This is a genomic window from Streptomyces sp. NPDC031340 (assembly GCF_055569945.1).
Genome location: NZ_JBVIIE010000002.1, coordinates 186,015 through 205,246, shown reverse-complemented (window position 1 = coordinate 205,246; position 19,232 = coordinate 186,015). Strand labels below are relative to the sequence as shown.

At 69.1% G+C, this 19,232-nt stretch carries 15 protein-coding genes and 3 pseudogenes; 3 read left to right on the top strand and 15 right to left on the bottom strand.

The features are described 5' to 3' along the window. Positions 1-31: 31 nt before the first annotated feature. From ACZ5GT_RS02390 to ACZ5GT_RS02380, 3 genes are all read right to left on the bottom strand, one after another. A complete protein-coding gene (locus tag ACZ5GT_RS02390) occupies positions 32-202 on the bottom strand; it encodes a transposase (protein WP_469012997.1) in 171 nt (56 codons plus the stop codon). Continuing rightward, positions 199-540: a transposase gene (locus ACZ5GT_RS02385; RefSeq protein ID WP_469012993.1), complete on the bottom strand. Its 342-nt coding sequence runs from the start codon at positions 538-540 to the stop codon at positions 199-201. The genes ACZ5GT_RS02390 and ACZ5GT_RS02385 overlap by 4 nt, the downstream gene beginning before the upstream one ends. 242 nt (positions 541-782) lie before the next feature. Next, the gene (locus tag ACZ5GT_RS02380) at positions 783-1,691 is read right to left on the bottom strand and encodes an SDR family NAD(P)-dependent oxidoreductase (protein WP_469012990.1); all 909 of its coding nucleotides are present in this window, start codon (positions 1,689-1,691) and stop codon (positions 783-785) included. 64 nt (positions 1,692-1,755) lie between these two features. On the opposite strand from ACZ5GT_RS02380, the pseudogene ACZ5GT_RS02375 reads away from it, so the two are divergent. Beyond that, positions 1,756-1,929, top strand: a pseudogene (locus ACZ5GT_RS02375) (SbtR family transcriptional regulator); the annotation flags it as partial. Positions 1,930-2,036: 107 nt separating this feature from the next. Here the strand turns inward: ACZ5GT_RS02375 and ACZ5GT_RS02370 are convergent. The 7 genes and pseudogenes from ACZ5GT_RS02370 to ACZ5GT_RS02340 form a co-directional block, all read right to left on the bottom strand. Then, positions 2,037-2,297 (bottom strand): annotated as a pseudogene (locus ACZ5GT_RS02370) (CocE/NonD family hydrolase); the annotation flags it as partial. After that, positions 2,266-3,738, bottom strand: a complete 1,473-nt coding sequence (locus tag ACZ5GT_RS02365) for a CocE/NonD family hydrolase (protein ID WP_469013151.1) — start codon at positions 3,736-3,738, stop codon at positions 2,266-2,268. The gene ACZ5GT_RS02365 and the pseudogene ACZ5GT_RS02370, both read right to left, overlap by 32 nt. 71 nt (positions 3,739-3,809) lie before the next feature. Next, a complete protein-coding gene (locus ACZ5GT_RS02360; RefSeq protein ID WP_469012987.1) occupies positions 3,810-4,553 on the bottom strand; it encodes an SDR family NAD(P)-dependent oxidoreductase in 744 nt (247 codons plus the stop codon). Positions 4,554-4,700: 147 nt separating this feature from the next. Further along, positions 4,701-5,567 (bottom strand): SDR family NAD(P)-dependent oxidoreductase, encoded by an 867-nt coding sequence (locus tag ACZ5GT_RS02355; protein WP_469012984.1) that lies wholly within the window; start codon positions 5,565-5,567, stop codon positions 4,701-4,703. Between the two features lie 248 nt (positions 5,568-5,815). Continuing rightward, entirely contained in the window at positions 5,816-6,625 is an 810-nt protein-coding gene (locus tag ACZ5GT_RS02350; RefSeq protein WP_469012981.1) for an SDR family oxidoreductase, read from the bottom strand. Then, positions 6,622-7,392 carry an enoyl-CoA hydratase/isomerase family protein gene (locus ACZ5GT_RS02345; protein WP_469012977.1) on the bottom strand — a complete coding sequence of 257 codons (771 nt, stop codon included), beginning with the start codon at positions 7,390-7,392 and terminating at the stop codon, positions 6,622-6,624. The genes ACZ5GT_RS02350 and ACZ5GT_RS02345 overlap by 4 nt, the downstream gene beginning before the upstream one ends. Beyond that, a complete protein-coding gene (locus ACZ5GT_RS02340; RefSeq protein ID WP_469012973.1) occupies positions 7,389-9,083 on the bottom strand; it encodes an AMP-binding protein in 1,695 nt (564 codons plus the stop codon). Before ACZ5GT_RS02340 ends, ACZ5GT_RS02345 begins: the two co-directional genes overlap by 4 nt. A gap of 138 nt (positions 9,084-9,221) precedes the next feature. Here ACZ5GT_RS02340 and ACZ5GT_RS02335 point away from each other — a divergent pair, with 138 nt between their 5' ends. Continuing rightward, on the top strand, positions 9,222-10,892 hold the full coding sequence (locus ACZ5GT_RS02335; protein ID WP_469012970.1) for a CocE/NonD family hydrolase: 1,671 nt from the start codon (positions 9,222-9,224) through the stop codon (positions 10,890-10,892). 85 nt (positions 10,893-10,977) lie between these two features. Here ACZ5GT_RS02335 and ACZ5GT_RS02330 read toward each other — a convergent pair whose 3' ends face one another. Beyond that, entirely contained in the window at positions 10,978-11,610 is a 633-nt protein-coding gene (locus ACZ5GT_RS02330) for a TetR/AcrR family transcriptional regulator (RefSeq protein WP_469012965.1), read from the bottom strand. A gap of 147 nt (positions 11,611-11,757) precedes the next feature. Between ACZ5GT_RS02330 and ACZ5GT_RS02325 the strand changes: the two genes are divergently transcribed. Continuing rightward, positions 11,758-12,585 (top strand): hypothetical protein, encoded by an 828-nt coding sequence (locus ACZ5GT_RS02325; RefSeq protein ID WP_469012959.1) that lies wholly within the window; start codon positions 11,758-11,760, stop codon positions 12,583-12,585. Between the two features lie 375 nt (positions 12,586-12,960). On the opposite strand, the pseudogene ACZ5GT_RS02320 reads toward ACZ5GT_RS02325, so the two are convergent. The 4 genes and pseudogenes from ACZ5GT_RS02320 to ACZ5GT_RS02305 form a co-directional block, all read right to left on the bottom strand. Next, positions 12,961-13,095, bottom strand: a pseudogene (locus ACZ5GT_RS02320) (IS256 family transposase); the annotation flags it as partial. Between the two features lie 351 nt (positions 13,096-13,446). Then, a complete protein-coding gene (locus ACZ5GT_RS02315; RefSeq protein ID WP_469012955.1) occupies positions 13,447-17,043 on the bottom strand; it encodes a carbohydrate-binding protein in 3,597 nt (1,198 codons plus the stop codon). Between the two features lie 137 nt (positions 17,044-17,180). Then, positions 17,181-18,104: a carbohydrate ABC transporter permease gene (locus ACZ5GT_RS02310; protein ID WP_469012952.1), complete on the bottom strand. Its 924-nt coding sequence runs from the start codon at positions 18,102-18,104 to the stop codon at positions 17,181-17,183. A gap of 8 nt (positions 18,105-18,112) precedes the next feature. Continuing rightward, positions 18,113-19,120, bottom strand: a complete 1,008-nt coding sequence (locus ACZ5GT_RS02305; protein WP_469012948.1) for a carbohydrate ABC transporter permease — start codon at positions 19,118-19,120, stop codon at positions 18,113-18,115. Positions 19,121-19,232: the final 112 nt, after the last annotated feature.

Below are 19,232 nucleotides of genomic sequence, written 5' to 3'. Positions count from 1 at the left end.
TCACGGACGGCGTCTCGGCGCGCGTCGATGATCAGCACCGGGTAGACCCGGTCCAGCGGCCGGTGCGCCACCGCTTCATCTCCGCGGTGATCTTGTCGACCACCGTAGAGACCAGGTCGCGGCTGATCGTGGTGTCGTGGACCTCCTCCAGGTGCGCCACGATGTCCCCGGTGGTCATCCCCTTCGCGTACAGGCTGATCACGGCCTCCCCGTCAGCCGGCGCTGGTGCTTGGGCACGATCTGCGGCTCGAAGGTGCCCTCCCGATCCCGCGGAACCGCCAGATCGACCTCACCGACCTCGGTGCGCACCCGCTTCGGGCTCGTCCCGTTACGCGAGTTGCCCCGGTTACGGCCGGCCGACTCGTGCTTGTCGTAGCCCAGATGGTGACTCATCTCAGCCTCCAGCGCTGCCTGCAGGACCTGCTGGGTCAACTGCGTCAGCAAGCCCCCGTTCCCCGTCAGCGCCAGCCCCTGATCACTCGCCGAGGCCACCAGCTGGTCAGCCAGCGCGGCCAGCCCCTGCGACAACTCGGCCGGCACTTCCGAGACCGGCACCCAGGCGCAGGGCGCTCGCGAGCGGGTGCCGCCGACGACCGATCCTCTCAGAGTCGAACGCGACACCGCGTTCGTCGATCTGGTCGAGCTGGCAGCGCAGGCTCCCCACGCTCGCCGAACCCGCCTCCCCGCCACGCACCGACGATCGCTGCCCGCATGGTGCACGGCGAGCGTGGTGACGCGCCACGGACAGCGCGGGAGACGGATTCGACGTGCTGGGGAGCCTGTCACCCGAAGGAGTACCTGACGCCGGTCAAGTCTTCCGAGACCTGCCAGAGTCGCTGCGCCAGTTCGGGATCGCGGGACTGCTTGCTGGACGAGACCTGCCGCGGGTGTCCCCGGACACCTCCCAATCCGTCCGGGCCGTAGTACTGCCCTCCCGCAACGGTAGGATCCGTCGCAGCCCGCAGGGTCGGCAGGGCACCCATCTCAGCAGGCTGGGACGCCAGCTTCATGACGGCCACCTCCAACACCGCCGGAAGATGCCTGCCCAGCTCGGTGCTCGATCCGCCTGGGTGGGCGGCGGCAGCGATCGTGGTCTCGCCTGCGGCGACGAGGCGGCGCTGGAGCTCGTAGGTGAACAACAGGTTGGCCAGCTTGGACTGGCCATAGGCCGCCACCCGGCTGTAGCTGCGATCCAGGTTGAGGTCGTCGAAGTGGATCGCCGCGCGGACTCGGTGCCCGAGGCTGCTGACCGTCACGACACGCGATCCGGGCACGGGCAGCAGCGTGTCCAGAAGCAAGCCGGTCAGTGCGAAGTGGCCGAGGTGGTTGGTGCCGAACTGCAGCTCGAACCCGTCAGCCGTGCGCTGCTTGGGCGTGTACATCACCCCAGCGTTGTTGATCAACAGGTCGACCCGCGGGTGCGCCGCCTTGATCTCGGCGGCCGCGGTTCGCACTGCGCCCAACGATCCGAGGTCGAGGCGCTGCACCTCCACGCTGGCGTCAGGCGTTGCGGCGATGATCCGGTCGGCCGCGGCGTTGCCCTTGGTCAGGTCGCGCACGCCCAGCACGACATGTGCGCCCGCAGCGGCCAGAGCGGCAGCCGTCTCGAAGCCCAGGCCGGAGTTGGCGCCGGTGACAACGACAATCCTTCCGGACTGGGTGGGAATGTCGGTCGTGGTCCACTTCGACATGCAGTCCTCCTCGTTAGTATGGTGGAAGCGGAACGAGCGCTCCGCTTAGAACTTCGCCGAGCTCCTCACGGCTGCGAAGCAGGCCGGCTCGGTCCGCTCCAACCTGACCGACAGGGACGCCAAGGCGATCATCGTGGCCTGTCAGGCTGTGCAGCATCACATCCCCGAGGTCGCCGAACGCGGGACCGAGTTCATTCTCGACGGGATTCGCGCACATGGAACGGCAGCACGACCCTGACGACCGCACGGCCTGCACCGTCTGCCGCATCCGCTCTTCCTCAAGGTCCGTGACGGGACGGTCGCGGCCCCGGCTTGCGGGGTCCACGACGACGGGCGGTCTTGCGGTCAGCGGTCGATGACCGGCAGGACGAGTCGGCTGGGGCGGGCACCGCCGTGGTGGACGGTGGTGTCGACGGCGACCATGTCCTCCAAGGCTTCGGCGGAGATGTCTCCGCCGGTGTTGGAGTTGCGGTCGTAGTGCGGGAAGTTGCTGCCGGAGACGTCCAGGCGGATGCGGTGGCCGGGCAGGAACACGTTGGAGGTCACCGACATGGGCACGGTCACCTCGTAGACCTCACCGGGGGTCATCAGCTCCGGCCTTGGAGAGGCTGTTGCGGTAGCGCAGCCGCAGGATGCCGTCGCACAGGTTGATGGCCTTCCCGCCGGGGAAGACGTCGACGAGCTTGGCGGTGATGTCGGTGTCGGGGGTGGTCGCCGAGACGAACACCCTCAGCTCGACGGACCCGGTGACCTCGACCGGCTCGGTGAGCACCGGGCTGGTGTAGCAGAGCACGTCCGCTCGCCCGTCGACCGCAGACTGGTCGACCGGTCCCATGAAGCCGGGGAGAGGGGGCAGCAGGGCGCCGCCGGCGGTCGGCACCGGGTCGCGCGGGTCGTAGTGGAACCCGTCGCTGCCCTCGGTGGCCGGGGCCTCGGTGGTCAGGACCCCGTCGCCGTCGCGGGTGTTGGCCGATCCGCCGCTGGTGAGGTGGAAGTCGGTGTAGCGGGTGCCGGGCAGCGGCCAGTCGGTCTCGTCGCGCCACTGGTCGATCCCCATGACGAAGATCCGTACCCGGGGTGCCGGGGTCTCCGGCGTCACGCCCCGCAGGTGCTCGTCGAACCACTGCAGGTGCAGCGGGGCCTGGTTCTGGGCGGCCAGGATCCCGAAGTTCCGGTCGGCGTAGTAGCCGGCGGTGCTGATGTGGTCCCACGGTCCGATGACCAGCCGGGACTTCTCCCGGGCTGCCTCGGACCCGGCGGACGTGCGGATGCTGACGAAGTCGGCGACCTGCTGGTGGACCTTGAGGTCGTACCAGCCGCCGATCTGCAGCACCGGCACGGTGACCTCGTCCAGGCGGGTCGACCAGTCCTGGGCCTTCCAGTACTCGTCGAAGGTGGGGTGGGCCAGCCAGTCATCGAGCCAGCGGCCCTCACCCAGTACCGGCCGGGAGGCCACCGGGGTCGCGTCGTTGAGCGACAGGATGTCGAGCGCGGCCCCGCCGATGCGCATCAGGGTCGAGGGGTCGGTGGACTCGCCGCGCTGCAGGGCGCGCTGCTCGTCGTTGGCGAACATGAGTGCGTTCCACGCGGTCACCAGGCTCAAGCTCATGGCGCCGCCGGGGGAGTACCACAGACCCGTGTACCAGTTGGTCGCGGTGTCGGTGGGGGCGATCGCCTTCAGCGCCGGGTTGTCCCCCAGGGCCAGCGCGAACTGGGTCATGCCGAGGTAGGAGCCGCCGTAGGCACCGACGGTGCCGTCGAACCAGTCCTGCTCGGCCAGCCAGGCCAGGAGGTCCTCCCCGTCGGCGATCTCGTTGACCTTCGGGGTGAACTCCCCGTCGGAGGCGAACGTCCCACGAACGTCCTGACAGACGACGGCGTAGCCGGCGTTGACCAGGGACAGCAGCGGCGGGATGTTGCTGAGGGGGCCGCCGATGGTGTCGGCCCCTTCCTTGCCGTAGGGCAGGCGCACCACGAGGGTGGGAGCCTTGCCCTCGGCCGGCCGCCACACGTCGGCGCGCAGGGTCACTCCGTCCCTGGTGGTCATGGGGACGTCGCGCTCGTAGATGTAGGGCATGGGGTCGCTCCTGGCTGGTGCTCGGGTGGTGGAACAGAGGGTCAGGCGAGGAATCCGCCGTCGACGGCGAGGTGTGCGCCGGTGATGTAGGAGGCGTCGTCGGAGAGGAGGAACGCCACCGCGGTCGCGATCTCCTCCCCGGCACCCATGCGTCCCAGGGGGATGCCGCGGTCGACGACTTGCTGGGTGGCCTCGAGGTTGCCCTCGGTCATCTCGGTGAGGATGACGCCGGGCTGGAGCTCGTTGACGCGGACGCCCTGCCTGCCGTACTCGGCGGCGGCTGAGCGGGTGATGCCCCGGATGCCGTGCTTGGCCGCGGCGTAGTCGCGGCTGATCTGGCCGCGGTCGGCGAAGACGCTGGACACGTTGACGACTGCGCCGCCACCGGAGCTGAGGATCGCGGGGATCTCGTACTTGAGGCCGTAGAAGATGCTGGAGAGGTTGGTGGCGATGACCCGCTGCCAGTCCTCGATCGACTCATCGTGCAGCGTGGCGGCCGTGCCGGTGATGCCGGCGTTGTTGACCGCGTAGTGCAGGGCGCCGAACTCCTGCTGTGTCCGAGCGACGGCGCGCTCGAGGTCCTCGGGCTTGCTGACGTCTCCCATGACGGCGAGGGCACGCCCTCCTGCGGTGGTGATCTCCGCCACGACCTCGGCGAGCTTGCTCTCCCGACGTCCTACGACGGTGACGGCGGCGCCTTCCTCGGCGAGGAGCACGGCCGTGGCGCGGCCCATGCCCGATCCCGCGCCGGTGACCAGCGCGATCTTGTTCTCGAACCTGTTCATGATGGTGTCTCTCCTGATGAGGGTGAACGGTGATGATCGGAACGGCTCTCGAGCAAAGCCGTAGCCGGTGCTCGCACGCGTGTGCGGACCGGCGGGGGCCGGGTGGTCGCAGACCGCGCCGGCCCCCGGGGGGCGTCGTCGAACGGGTCAGGCCTGCTCGCCGGGCAGCGGCACCGGGTAGGGCTGGTCGAAGTCCAGCGAGGCGCTGACGGCCTGCCAGGTCGACGCTTCGGCGATCTGGCTCTGGGAGTAGTCGATCGCCGCCTGTGCCGCGTAGGCGCCAAGCACGAAGTGCGTCGGTATCTCGTCGAGCTTGGCCACCCGTACCAGCGTCTCCCCGGCGCGCTGGGGGTCGCCGGCCTGCGTGACCGGGGTCCCCATGAGCCCGGCGAAGGCGCCGACGGTGGCCTGGTACTCCTCGGGGATGGTCTGGATGTCCATCGATGCGCCAGCCCAGTCGGTGGCGAACCCGCCCGGCTCGATCACCAGGTACTTGATGCCGAACGGAGCCGTCTCGGCCGCCAGGACGCGGGTCAGGCCGTCGACGGCGAACTTCGACGCCTGGTAGGAGCCCAGACCCGGCGCGCCGCCGACGCGGCCACCGATGGACGAGAACTGGATGACCAGACCGGAGCCCTGCTTCTTCATGACCGCGATCGCGGCCTTCGAGACGTGGTAGACGCCCCAGAAGTTGGTGTCGAACTGAGCGCGGAAGTCGTCCTCGGGCGCCGTCTCGACAGGGGCGACGTTCGCGTAGCCGGCGTTGTTGACCACGACGTCCACGCGGCCGAACCGCTCCACTGCGGCGTCGAAGGCTGCGACTGCCTGCGCGCCATCGGTCACGTCGAGCGCGACCGGGAGAATCTTGTCCCCGAAGCGCTCAACGAGGTCGGACAGATGCTCCGGCTTGCGCGCCGTCGCGACGACCTGGTCGCCGGCCTCCAGGGCAGCAAGCGTGATGGCGCGACCGAAGCCGCGCGAAGAACCCGTGATGAACCATGTCTGAGTTGCCATGAAAATAGCAAAACACCGTTGCAATACTTGCGCAACGGTGTTGCGTAAAATCAGGATGAGACCTGTGACACAGCGTTTACTCCCCTGTGAATCGACGCATGTCAGTCGGAACAGCGTTGCGAAAAGTCCGCTGAAGCACGCCTTGTTCTGGCGCGGTCAGGAGCCCGGAGTCCGAAGCCGGGTGAGCAGATGAGCTCGGCGATCGTTGCGGACGCGCGTCGCCTGCATCCCGGCTGGGACGTTCGTCCTCAGCGGACCGAGGACCCGATCCCGATGCCGCCGTCCACGTCGAGGACCACTCCGGTGATGTAGCCGGCCTCGGGGGAGCAGAGGAACGCAACAGCAGCGGCGATGTCCTCCGGACGCCCGGTGCGGCGCATGGGCACCTTGCCCACGAGCTTGTCTCGGGCCGGTCCGTTCATGGAGGCCAGCATCGGGGTCTCGATGAGCCCGGGGGCGATCGCGTTGGCGGTGACGCCGTGCCGGGCGCCTTCGAGTGCGAACCCGCGGGTGAATCCCACGACGCCGGCCTTGGCTGCCACGTAGTTGGCCTGGCCGAAGTTGCCGCGCCAGCTCATCGACGAGAAGGATACGACGCGGCCGTACTGACGCTCCCGCATGTGCGCGAAGGCTGCCTGGGTGCAGTAGAAGGCGCCGTTCAGGCTGACGGCCAGGACTGCGTCCCAGTCCTGGACGCTGATCTTCTCGATGCGGTTGTCGCGGATGATGCCGGCGTTGTTGACCAGCACGTCGATGCGGCCCTCGCGTCCGGCGACGTCGTCGACCCACGCGCGGGCTGCAGCGGGGTCGGCGACGTCGACCTGGCTGAACTCGTGCCCCTCGCCGTCCAAGCTGTCCAGCACCTCCTCAGCGGCCGCGGCATTGAGGTCTGCGAGCTGGACTCGCGCTCCTTCGGCGGCGAACCGTCGGGCCATCGCGGCGCCGAGTCCTTGGGCGCCGCCCGTGATCAGGACGACCTGGGCGTCGTAGCGACCCGCCGGATGGCCGGCGTCGGGACGAGCAGCGGGGGCTGAGTCATCGGCGTGGTGGGACATCATGATGCCTCTCCGTCTCGGGTGAGGAACGCGCGCAGCTCCTGCGGCACGTCGTTGGCGATCCAGTGCTGGTCGAAGGCGTCGAGCTCGCGGTCACGGTCGTCCTCGGTCAACCCGCCGTGCGTGTCGTCGAGCAGCCGCTTGTACGCGGCACGTGCGCTGGCCGGTGCCTGCAGCAGCGCCTGCACGACGGCGTCGGTCGCGGTGCCGAGGTCCGCGAGCGGGGTGACGTCGTGCAGCCACGGGGCGAACGCCCGGTGCTCTGCCGGCAGGAAGCCGCCTGTCAGCGCGAGCCAGGTCGAGGTCGCGCGTCCGAGGGTCCTCTCCATGCGGGCGCTGGCACCGCCACCAGGCATGAGGCAGCGGCGTACGTGTCCGTCGCCGATGAGGGTCCCTGAGGACGCGAGGACGACGTCGCAGGCCAGCGCGAGCTCCATGCCACCGGCGATCGCGTGGCCGTGGAGCGAGGCGACGAACGCCGTCGTCGAGCGTTCCATCGCGATGGTGAGGTCCCAGATGGCGGTCAGATGGTCGCGTGGGGTCTCACCGCGAGCGGCGTCGTAGGTGCTCAGGAGCGACAGGTCGGCGCCGGCGCAGAAGCTCGGTCCGGCGCCTCGCAGCACGACGACCTGCGTCTCGGCGCGGGACGCGGCGTCCACTGCGGCCTGCAGTGCGCTCACCAGGTTCTGGTCGAGTGCGTTGCGCACTGCTGGACGGTTCAGGATCCAGGTCTCGACCGGTCCGCTGCGCTCGATGAGCAGGGTGCTCACGTGACGGCTCCGGTGTCCGGCGTGCGGGCGGCGGCGCGGAGTGCGGCGCGCTGGATCTTGCCGCTCGGGGTCTTGGGCAGGGCGTCGACGAAGGTGACGAGGCGTGGGTATGCGTGTGCGGCGTAGTGGGTGCGCACCCAGTCCTGGAGCTCCTTGGCCAGTGCGTCGGGGTCGCTCGGGGGCGAGACCAGCACGACGTGCGCGTGCACGACCTCGCCGCGGACCTCGTCCGGGGTGGCCACGACGGCGCACTCGACCACCAGGGGGTGGGTGACGAGCACGCTCTCGACGTCGAACGGCCCGATGCGGTAGCCGGCCATCAGGATGACGTCGTCGTCACGCGAGGAGAACCGGATCAGGCCGTCCTGGCCGAGCGAGGCGAGATCGCCGCTGAGGTAGTGAGTGCCGCCCGGGGTGAAGCGGGAGCAGCGCTGGTCGCGCTCCCTGCCGTAACCGGTGAACGTGAAGAACGGGCTGTTGGCGACGTCGATGGCCAACCGGCCCACCTCGCCGACCGGGGCTGGCGCGTCGTCGCCGGCCTGCAGGACGGTCACGCTCCAGCCCGGGAAGGATGCTCCCATGGCTCGATCGACGACCTCGCGAGCGAGGTCCGGGTGGTAGGAGAAGCCGGCCGGCATCCCGAGTTCGGTCTGGCCGAAGTGATCGTGCACGTCGATGCCGAAGCGCTGCCGGGCCCACGCGCTGACTTCCGGGGTCAGGGGTTCGCCGGCGGTGGACAGCCTCTGCAGATGGGGCAGGTCGACGCCGGTGTCACTGGCACGCAGGGCCCGCAGGGCGGTGGGGGCTGCGGCGTAGTCGCTCACCTGGAGGCGCTCCAGGACCTGCCATGTCGCCTCGGGCTTGAAGGTGCCGCAGGTGAAGATGCTGGTGATGCCGGCCGAGAGCGGGCCGACGATGAGGGTGTAGAGGCCGTAGGCCCATCCGGGGTCCGCTCCGCACCAGAAGGCCTTGCCCGGGGCGAGCCCGAGCTCGACGTAGGACTGCCACCCTGCCGCGTAGGCCAGTGGGTGGACGACGACCTTGGGCTTGCCCGTGGTGCCCGACGTCGCCATCTGCACGATGGGGGCCTGGGGCCCCGTCGACGGCGTGGTGCCGGTCCATGACGGTCCGACCTCAAGTGCGGCACTCAGGTCACGCTCTGGTGCTGCTGCCGCATCCGTCCCGTCGGCCACGTTCGCGCCGCCTCCGAGGCCGCGGGTGTTGGCCATGAGGATGGTGACGGAGAGCTCGCGGACCTTGGGAAGCTGCTCGGTGTCCGTGACGACGAGGGTGACCCCGGCGTCGGTCATGCGTTCGGCGACGGCGGATGCGGCGAACGCGGTGAACAGGGGGACGTAGACGGCCCCTAGGCGCCAGATCCCAAGGATGAGGGCCGGGAGGTCCGGGCCCTTGCCCATCAGGGAGGCGACGCGGTCACCGGGGCCGACCCCGTGCTGCTCGAGGAGGTGAGCGGCGCGGCGGGAACGCTGCGCGAGCTCGCCGTAGGTCATGTCCGTGACCCGGAGCTCGGTGTCGACGAACCGGAAGGCCACGTCGTCGGTCGGGTGGCGGTCGCACACCAGCCAAGGCGCGGATGCGTCGTCCGCGCCGAAGTCCGCGTGGATCTCACGAGCCCGCTGGTGAGCGTCGGACGGAGGGTCGGGAAACCTGCTGTGCGTCTCGATGGCCACCGGTGGGGTCCTGCCTTTCCGTCTGGATGCCGCTCCGGCATCGCCAGTACGATACTGGATACGAACGTACTCCAAATGTTACTGTCGTCACACCCGGAACGTCGACCGGACGGTCCGCCCTGTTCGAGAGGACAGCCAGTGCAGGAGATCAGGATCGCGCTCGAGGTCCCCGTTCCGATGCGCGACGGCACGGTGCTGCGGGCCAACGTCTACCGGCCCGTGGGCGACGGCCCGTTCCCGGTGCTGGTGACTCGCCACCCCTACGACAAGAACGTGCTCGACTCCGGGTACCTCGACTTCAAGGCGATCGTGCGCGCCGGCTACATCGTGGTCGCACAGGACGTCCGAGGGCGGTTCACCTCCGACGGCGAGTGGGTCCCGTGGAAGCACGAACGTGAGGACGGCTACGACACGGTCGAGTGGGCCGCAGCCCTGCGGGGCAGCAACGGCAGGGTCGGCATGTTCGGTGGCAGCTACCTGGGCAGCACCCAGTGGAGCGCCGCGATCGCAGGAGCACCACATTTGTTCGCGATCGCTCCCACGACCACCTGGGCCGACCCCGACGACGGACTGCTGTTCCGCGGAGGCGCCCTCGAGCTCGGCCTCAACACCCAGTGGGGCCTCATGACCGGCCTCGGCCAGATCCCGAAGGCGGGGCTCGAGCCCGCCGACATGTTCGCGCAGCTCGTGCGGACCATAAGCGACTACGACACGCTCGCCACCGACACCTACTGGCAGCTCCCGGCAGGTGCCCTCCCCGCCCTCGCGGCCTCGGGCCAGCCCGACCTCGGACTCACCCGCGCGCTCGCGGACCCGGGGACGCTGGAGGAGTCGAGGGTGTCGAGCCACTATGACGACATCGACGTCCCCAGCCTCGGCTTGGCCGGGTGGTACGACGTGTTCCTGCAGGGCGACCTCGACAACTACGTCGGCCAGCGCACCCGGGGCCGCACCGCCCGCCTGGTCGTCGGGCCCTGGCACCACCTGAGCCTGGCCGCCATGACTGCCGGTGGACAGGTCGGAGAGGTCAACTTCGGCCTGGGCGCGCTCGCGCCCGGTGGCCAGATGGTCAGCGACCTCCAGCGCGAGTGGTTCGACCACTGGCTCAAGGACATGCCCGCCACCACTGCGCACGAGTCCGGCGTCCTGCTCTTCGTGATGGGGACCAACCAGTGGCGAGCAGAGGCACAGTGGCCTCTCAAGCGGGCCGTGGACACCCCGCTCCACCTGGGCGACGGATCCGCGCTGTCGTGGACCGCTCCGGAGAGCGACAGCTCCGAGTCGACCTTCACCTATGACCCCGCCGACCCGGTCATCACCCGCGGTGGGAACCTCGTCATGGCCTCGGAGTTTCCCGTCGGTCCCGTGGACCAACGCGACACCGAGGCCCGCGACGACGTGCTCGTTTTCACCACCGAGCCGCTCGAGGAGCAGATCGAGATCACCGGCCGCGTGCGGGCCACGCTCTTCGCCTCCACCGACGGCCCCTCAACCGACTGGGTCGTACGCCTGTGCGAGGTGGACGCGGCGGGCGTCTCCCGCAACATCGTCGACGGCATCACCCGCGTCACCACCGAGCCGGGACGCGTCGACGAGATCGAGGTCGACCTGTGGTCTACCTCGATCGTCATCAAGGCCGGCCACCGCCTGCGCGTCCAGGTAACCTCGAGCAACTTCCCCCGCTGGGACCGCAACCTCAACACGGGCGAGCCGGTCACCGAAGCCACCACCATCAGGGTCGCCCAGCAGCGCATCCACCACGACCGCAGCCGACCCTCACGCATCATCCTGCCGATCGTGAACAACTGAGCCGCACACCCGTCCTGCCCGCCCCCGACGAGCAGGAACAACCGTGGGGCGGAGGTGACCGAGGTCGCCTCCGCCCCACGCACGCTCAGTCGGGCTTGCGCACGGCCAAGCCGTGCACCAACAGTTCGCCGAGCTCGGCGAACGCAGCACCCGCGCTCAGGCCCGTGGCCTCCAGCACTTCACCGGACTGGACCCCGTCCATCAGGGACGCCACCGTCATCGACGCCAGCGCAGCATCAGCGTGGCGGAAGCTCCCGTCTCGCACGCCCTCCTCGATCATGGCCTGGACGCGAGCGGCAGCGGCCTGCGAGTTCAGGCGGTAGATCTCAGCGGTGGGCGGGTACGTCACCATGTCGACGTAGAAGGCCGCCGAGTTCCGGTCCATCGCCCGTCCCACGCCGTGCAGGTATGTGACGATCCGCGTCGCAGGCTCCGACGCCTCGGACAGAGCCGCCTCGATCTCCGCGCTCGAGTGCGCGAAGAAGTAACGCACCACCGCCTGGTTAATCTGCTCACGCGAACCAGCGACGGTGTACAGCGTCGACTTCGAGCACCGCAGCCTCTTGCAGAGCTCATCCGTCGTGAGAGAGCTGAACCCCTCGGCAAGGAAGATCGTCTCCAGCTCCTGCAGCAGCTGCTCGCGACGCAGCGACTCGCGCTTCGTCCGCGACGGCTGTGCCCGGACGAGGTCGACCTTCGGGCCAGTTGCAGACGGCATGCGGCAAGTGTTTCACAGCAGTCTGCGGTCATGTCCCGCGGGGTGGTGTAGTCACGGCAGTTGCGTGGCTGGTTGCGGGCGGCGAAAGGGCGGCGTACCTTCGCCTCCCTGGCGCGGCGGGCCGGCGCCGGGAAGTTGCCGGTCTCGGTGTGTACGTTGCGCCGGGCCCTGGGCGGGCGGCTGCCCACCCTGTACACCGTCCGTGCGTTCGCCCGGGGCTCGGGCGCCGACGAGGAGGAGGCCGGACGGGTATGGGCGGCGGCCGAGGCCGCCGTACGTCCCGCGCCGGTCCGGAAGCCGACCACGTACGTACCCGGGCACCAGATCACCACCCGGACGGGACTGGCCTCGGCCATGGAGAAAGTCCGGGTGGCGGCCGGCGGGCCGAGCCTGCGCCGGCTGGCCGCCTCACCCGCGGCCGCGGGCCGCATCTCGCGCAGCGCCCTGCACAACGCTCTCACAGGCCGGCGGCTGCCCAGCGAGGAACTGCTGGCCGCGTTCGCGGCGGCGTGCGGCGCCGGCGAGGAGGTCACCCGGGCGCTGCTCGCCGCCCGTACGCGGATCCTGACCGGACCTCTGCCCCGGCCGCGGGCGGAGACCGCCCTGCAGGCCTGGCGCGCGCGACGCGGCCGTGCCCTTCTGGTTCAGGGGCAGGGACGAACTCGACGAAGGCGTCGAACCCGGGTTTCCGGTGCGTCGGCGGCCCTCACCCGCGCGGAGAACGGCACAACGTCACCGGCGGCGACGAAGCCAGCGCCGAAGGACGGCGACGAACTCGACTGGTACGACCGCCAGTTGCGCGACGAGGAAGAAGCCGGGCACCGGCGGACGGAAGCCTGCACCGACGACCTCCCCGACGGCGGGCTGAAGGAACTGCAGCGGGCGCGGGACGCCGGCCGGCGCAGGGCGGGGCAGCCTTCGCGCCGCGCTCGCCGTGTACATCCCCGCGGTAGGCGGGCGGGGGCCGCGCGGTGACGCGGAGTGGGTGCCGGCGGCGCGGCCGGTGCATCGTGACGGCCTCCGCCCGCGCCCCTCCGACGCGGCCGGGAGCTCCAGCAGCCGCGCAACCAGCACCGGCCTGGACACCCTCAACCCCGCCGCGACCTCACCCCACGCGCCCGGCTCCCCCACCCCACACCCTTCCGCCCGCGCAAAACCGACACCGACCACCGTGCCGCCGCGCAGTCCTCGGAAAGATCAGAAGTGCCGTTCTCAAGACAGTGGAGCGGAGTGGGGTGCACCGCCCCACGGCAGTGACCACGCCCTTCCTCAACACCCGACCAGCGGAAACACCCGTACCTGACATGCCGTCACTGACACCCAGCCACCGACACCAAACCGGCACATCACACAGAGGGCGTCGGCTTCCGCCGACATGAGCGCGTCGGCGAACGTCTTGACCATCGCGCGCAGCAGGTCCGGACACGCCGAGGCGAGATTGTCTTCCGCGAGGACGCGCAGGGGCAGACTGTCGGCTGCGGTCATCGTGCTGATCTCCTTCAAAGACTTGGTCGTCTTGAAAGATCAGCCGGTAGCCGTTCTCATACCCGGACACTCACTCCGACGCCGGGCCAAACGCCCGGATCAGGTGGGAGCCCGTACACCACTTCCCAGAACGCAACCGCCGGTGACGGTCATGACGTGGAAGACGTCCGGACGCTCCCGCCCGGATCGTCGGCCTTCGCCGGACCCATAGGGAGCGTCCCGCGGTCACCCGGCGTAACCCGCCGGCCTTGCCGGGCAAAGGCTTGCGGCGACGGGGAGTGCGGCCGCGTTGCTCGTGCCGCCCGGTCCAGGCTGCGCCCTGACCGTTCCCGTCGCCGCTCACCGACCGGCTCAGACGTTCGCCAACTCCTCACGTGCCTTCACGAGCCGGTCCGCCGCCTTGTCGACGTCTGTCTGTGTCGACTGCGGGGCTGCGACGGTCGCCTTCGCCGAGGAAAGCGCCTCTTGGAGCCGCTGCCAGGAGCCGGAGGTGAAGTCCGCCTGCGACAGCAGGGCGGCGGAGGCGACCTGATAGGTGATGACGGACGTGTCCACGAAGTGGGCGTTGATCTGCACTTCCGCGGCATGGAAATACTGCACGCCGGAGATGCGCAGGTACCGGTACTGAGTGGTGTCACCGGTCATGGCCAGGTCGTACCACTGGACTTGCGAGTTGTCCGTGATGACGGGCGCTGTGCCGAGTGTCACCCAAGTCGCCTTGTCGTTCGAACCCTCCAGCCTGCCCTTCGAGAGTTGCTTGGCCAGACCGACCCTGGGATAGAAGCGGGCGCTGTCGACGACAGCGGGGTGCTCGGGCCCGAAGTCGAGGTTCACCGGCGTCCAGTTCACGCCGTTGGGTGTGGTGGTGAGGTCGCCGTCGAAAGCCAGCGCGGTGTTGGCGTTGGTCGCACCCGACTCGTCACCGTCGTAGTTGACGACCGCGTTGTCCATGACGTCGATCGCGTTGTCCGCATTGCGCGCATACGGCTTGCGCATGCCGTCGACCGTGCTCTGCACCAGGTCCAGGTAGGCGGTGACACGCTGCAAGGGGATGCTTGCGTCGCCGGAGGCGGACTGATCGGAGAAGCTGATGATCTTGCCCCTGAACACCTGCTTCGCCTCCGTCACAGCCTCCTTGAAGGCCTCTGACGACTGGGGGGTGTACTCGGACGGGTCCACGGTCTTGGCGATCTCGTCCACGGCGGTCGAGGCGTCGGCCGCGACGTGGAGCATGACGTCCGACGTCACCGTCCGGTCACCGACGCGTGCCAGCAGAACGATGTGGGCGTCTCCCGTCTGCTGTGCTCCCGGCGTCCAGGTGAGCGTCCCGGTCGTGGGATGGAACTCGGCGCCTTCCGGCAGGGTGACGGGTTGGAGGCGGGGCTTGCCTCCGAAGGGGTCGTTCGCCTCGTAAGTGAGCGTGACCGGCTGGCCCACGAAGTACCGGGCGCTCACCTCCGAGTGCGTGACGGTCGCCGGTGCAGACACATCCGGATCCGTCTGCAGCCACGCCAGGGTCATCGGCTGTTCGGTGGTGAAGTAGGTGAATCCACCCGCGATCCCGTCAGGCAGGCGGATGAAGTGCGTACGCCACTCCCCGCGTTCTGTCGCCAGCAGCTGGGCGGTGACCACCGAGTCCGTCGAGAGGTCATTGGTGTGCACGGCGACCGTGGAACCGGTGGAGGAGGTGTAGCGCACCGCCAGGTACTTTCCGCTCAGGTCGGCGGCCGCGTAGCCGAGCGTGGTCCCCGCGGTCAGCCGGAGTGCACCCGGCTCCGCCTGGTGGTCGGACGCGCGCTGCGCCCGGCCCTTGATCACCGACAGGTAGGAGTCGGCCGTCGTCACGGGGTGCAGCGGGTTGGCGTAGGTGAACCGGAAGGTGTCGATCGCCGCTGGCTCATCGCCTCGGTAGACGAAGGTGACGTCCTGGCGGCCGAGCAGTCCGGTGGAGGTGCCCAGCGCGGAGAAGTCAGCCCACTTACCGCTGGTCGACGACAGTTTCACGCTGCGGAGGAGCTTGCCGGCGGCCGCTCCCTGGTGGATCTCGAGCGTGCCGGCCGCCGTGGTGTTGATCCTCAGGTTCACGCTCGCCGCACCGTTGTCGAAGTCGAGGTCCGTGTACCCGACGGAGGCTCCGTCAGCGAAGGTCAGTCCCTTGCCGTCCGGGCCGGCCGAGACGCCGGAGTGTTCGGGGGCGTCTGCCACGCTGTTGGTGACCTGGGCGCTGCCCGCAGCGAGCTTGAACCAGTTCAGGCCGCCCTGCCAGCCGAAGACGTTGTCGCTTCCCGACCACTGGAACACCAGCGTGTGCCGACCGGACAGCGGGCGTACGAGTTTTGTGACGACGGTCGCCCAGTTGACCGCTCCCCCGGTCGAGGGGACCTTGACGACGCCGATCGTCTCCCCTGAGGACGAGTCGAGCTTGACGGTGATCTGCGATCCGACCGTGCTCTTGACGCCCGCACGCACCACCAGCGTGTCCCTCGGCGTGTTCCCGAAGTCGAAGTCCCCGTATTTCACCCAGCCGTTCTTCTGGACGTTGGTGATGATGTGCCGGGCACCGTCGGGGTCCACGTAGGGTTCCACGCCCACGTCGTCCGTACCGCTGATCGCGGTGATCCCGTCGGCCGAGTTGTGTCTGTCGACGGCGGCTTCGGGAGTCACGTCGGTGTCGACCGACGTGAGCGGACCGCGACTGACCGCTTTCGCGGGGGTGCTCTGCAGAATGTCCTGCGGTGTCGCGTTGCGCTGCAGGTTCAGCTGTTCATTGCGTTCGAGGTACGGGTAGTCCCGCATGTCGGCGCCGGCCACGTACCGGTAGTGGTTGTAGAGCGGCACGGAGCCGAGGATCAGCCCGCGCCCCGCGCTCGACACCTTGGAGTAGTACCCGGACGGGTCCCAGCTCACGTCGTGCCCGAGGTTGTAGCGGGCGAAGTAGTCCGCTCCCTTGAGGATGCGGTTGCCGAGGTAGGCGTAAAGGTCGATGCCGTCGGCACCGAGGTCGCCCCGTGTGTGCTGGATGTACGCCGTCGAGGCGATCCAGGCGGGCTGGGTGACGTCCGCGCTGGCGTGCCCCTGGTCGCGCCCCATTTCGGCGACCTGTCCATCGGCGGCGATCTGTTTCGAGACCGCGACATCCAGGAGGGGGTTGGGGTTGTTGCCCACCGTGATCCGGTCCATGTACTGGTTGTAGGCGGCGCGGTCGTCGAGGAAGACGGCGAACGCGACGAGCGGCATGAGCTGAGCGCCGGCCTGGTTCATGAACGCGCTGGGCAGGTCGATCCCTCCGGCGTCCCGGGAGCGCATCACGAGCCTGGCCATGGCGGAGTACGCGGTGGTGTCGGCGTCCGTCCAGCCCGAACCGCTGGTGTAGCGCAGTATCTCCGCCGCCTGGGTCATCTCCGCCAGGCCGACGGGGGCGTGGATGCCCTCGGTCATCTCCGTCAAGGTGGAGGTCCAGGCGCGGATGATCTTCAGCGCGTTGTCCCGGTAGACCTCGTCACCGGTGATGTACCACATGTCGGTCTGGATGCCGGCGGCGTGGCCGTCCTGGTAGAGGCGGTACTGGTTGGCCCCGTTGGAGCGCCATGAGACGGCGGCGATGGGCCCCTTGAGCACGTAGTCCTTCGCCGCGGTCGGATCGACGCTCATCGCCCTGTACGCCGAGGCCCAGGGCTTCTTGCCGGCCGCGGCCATGTCCCTCATGGTGTTCAGTTGCGTGCGGTCCATGGTGATTCCGGGGTGGGCGAAGCCGGCCTCGCTCACGACCGTTCCGTCCTCGGCGCCGATCACCGCGGACGGCGCCGGGGAGGTGGCGGCGTGGGCGTGTACCGGCACCGCACCGATCAGGGCGAGCACCGTGGCCAGCACCGTCACCACGAGCAGCAGCGCGCGCCCTGGAGTACGGGACGCCCGTTCTGCCCGCGGCAGTTGGTCGATCGACGGCATCGCGTGGGATGGCCGGTCAGGACCGGTCCGGCGCGTGGTTCTGGCAGGGTCTTGGATCATTGGAACCTCGTTTCTGCGGTGTGCCGGGGCCTCGCCTCCCGGCGGGCCTGGCATCCTGCGGCTCTCGGAGCGCCCGCTCAGGCCTTTACCGCGCCAGCCATGATTCCGGAGACGATGTGGCGGGAGAGCAGGACGAAGACGACGAGCAGGGGCAGCAGGCCGAGCGTCGCTCCCGTGACGACCAGGGTGTAGTCGATGCCGTAGCCGGCGGCGAGCGAGGAAAGGGCGACCTGGACCGTGGGGGTGTTGGTGGGATCCAGCACGATGAGCGGCCAGAAGAAGTCGTTCCATGCCCCCATGAAGGAGAACATGGCGAGCACCGCCGCCTGGGAGCGCAGCGCGGGCAGGGCGACATGCCAATAGGTGCGCAGTACCGAGCAGCCGTCCATGCGCGCCGCCTCGACCAGCTCGTACGGGATGGACTCCTCGGCCGCCTGGCGCATCCAGAACACGGCGAAGGCACCGATCAGCGCGGGCACTGTGACGGCCTTGAGGGTGTCGACCCAGCCCAGGTCGCTGACGAAGATGTACATCGGAATGACACCGAGCTGGGCGGGAACCATGGACGTGATGATCACGACCATGAAGAGGGCGTTGCGACCCCGGAAGCGGAGTCGGGCGAAGGCGAAGCCGGCCAGGGAACCGAGCAACACGTTGGCGAAGGCAGTGACGCTCGCGACGATCAGCGAGTTCCGCATTGCCAGCCAGAAGTCGATGGTGTCGAAGACGCGGCGGATGTTCGCCAGGAGATGCCCTCCGGGCACCAGCGGCGGGAAACTCGAACCGATCACGGAGTTGTCGTGCGTGGACAGGACGAAGGAGTAGTAGAGCGGAAAGACCGATGCCGTCACCACCGCGGCGAGGATCAGGTATCCGAACCGGCTGGGCCGGTCCGCCTCGGAGGGCACGTACCGCTTCGTGCGGCGCGGCCTGATCCCCCTGGGGCGCTCGGCAGGGCCGATCTCTGCGGGCAGGACTGCGGGCGACGTGGACACGGGCATGGCGGAGTTCACCCCTTCGACGCGATGCGCCGCGCCAGCGTCAAGTTGATGAGCGAGGCCAGAGCGATGACGATGAAGATCACCCAGGCGACGGTCGCCGCGTAACCGGCGTTCATGTCGCGGAATCCGCGTTCGTACAGGTACATCATCAGTGTCTGGAACTGGCGGTCGCTGCCGCCCGCACCACTGACACCCTGGGTGTCGAAGAGGGCCGGCTCGGCGAAGAGATGGAGGCCGCCGATCGTCGAGGTGACGACCGTGAACAGGATGGTGGGGCGGATGGAGGGGACGATCACGGTCCAGAACGTGCGGGTGCGTGAGGCCCCGTCAAGAGCGGCGGCCTCGACGAGTTCGCGTGGAACGTTCTGCAGCGCGGCGAGATAGATCAGGGTCGTGTATCCGGTCCACCGCCACATGACCATCACGCTGATCGCGACCATCGCCGACCAGTGGTTGGCCTGCCAATCGACACCGTCCAGCCCGACCAGCCGCAGAAAGGCGTTGGCGAGTCCCGTCTGGCTGGCGAAGATCTGCGCGAAAATCAGCGCGACCGCGGTCACTGACATCACGTTCGGCAGCAGCACCAGGGGCCGCCACAACGACCGCAACCGCAGCCGCCGGTTCAGCAGCGAGGCGAGCCACAGTGACGCCAGGAGCTGCGGGACGGTGGAGAACACGAACAGGATGAGGGTGTTCCCCAGCGCGTTCCAGAAGTACGGATCGCTCAGCAACCGGGTGTAGTTGTCGACGCCGACGAAACCCTGGTCGCCCTCGAGGAGGTTCCACCGGTGCAGCGAGAGCCAGCCCGTGTAGAGCAGGGGCAGCGCTCCGAACGCCGCGAAGACGAGGAAGAAGGGGGCGATGAGACCGTAGGGCGTGAACCGGAAGTCCCAGCGGGACAGGCGGCGGCGGAGGGCGTCACGTCCCGAGTCCGGGCGATGCTCACCCGGCGGTGCGGGCGGGGAGGCACCGATCGCCGGACCTCCCGCCGATCGAGTGGCTGTGTCACAGGGCATGGTTGGTTCCTGATCGGTCGTGGAGACACCTGTCCGGGCGGCTGCTCCATCGGAATGTGCGGGTGCAGGCGGAACGTTGGCTCAGTCATCCGGGCCCGGTCCGTGGGTGACT

Excerpts from the sequence above, each read along its gene's own strand:
- ACZ5GT_RS02380 (WP_469012990.1), bottom strand. The coding sequence starts at position 1,691 with ATGTCGAAGTGGACCACGACCGACATTCCCACCCAGTCCGGAAGGATT.
- ACZ5GT_RS02330 (WP_469012965.1), bottom strand. The coding sequence starts at position 11,610 with ATGCCGTCTGCAACTGGCCCGAAGGTCGACCTCGTCCGGGCACAGCCG.
- ACZ5GT_RS02350 (WP_469012981.1), bottom strand. The coding sequence starts at position 6,625 with ATGATGTCCCACCACGCCGATGACTCAGCCCCCGCTGCTCGTCCCGAC.
- ACZ5GT_RS02305 (WP_469012948.1), bottom strand. The coding sequence starts at position 19,120 with ATGCCCTGTGACACAGCCACTCGATCGGCGGGAGGTCCGGCGATCGGT.
- ACZ5GT_RS02355 (WP_469012984.1), bottom strand. The coding sequence starts at position 5,567 with ATGGCAACTCAGACATGGTTCATCACGGGTTCTTCGCGCGGCTTCGGT.
- ACZ5GT_RS02315 (WP_469012955.1), bottom strand. The coding sequence starts at position 17,043 with ATGCCGTCGATCGACCAACTGCCGCGGGCAGAACGGGCGTCCCGTACT.
- ACZ5GT_RS02365 (WP_469013151.1), bottom strand. The coding sequence starts at position 3,738 with ATGACCACCAGGGACGGAGTGACCCTGCGCGCCGACGTGTGGCGGCCG.
- ACZ5GT_RS02310 (WP_469012952.1), bottom strand. The coding sequence starts at position 18,104 with ATGCCCGTGTCCACGTCGCCCGCAGTCCTGCCCGCAGAGATCGGCCCT.
- ACZ5GT_RS02360 (WP_469012987.1), bottom strand. The coding sequence starts at position 4,553 with ATGAACAGGTTCGAGAACAAGATCGCGCTGGTCACCGGCGCGGGATCG.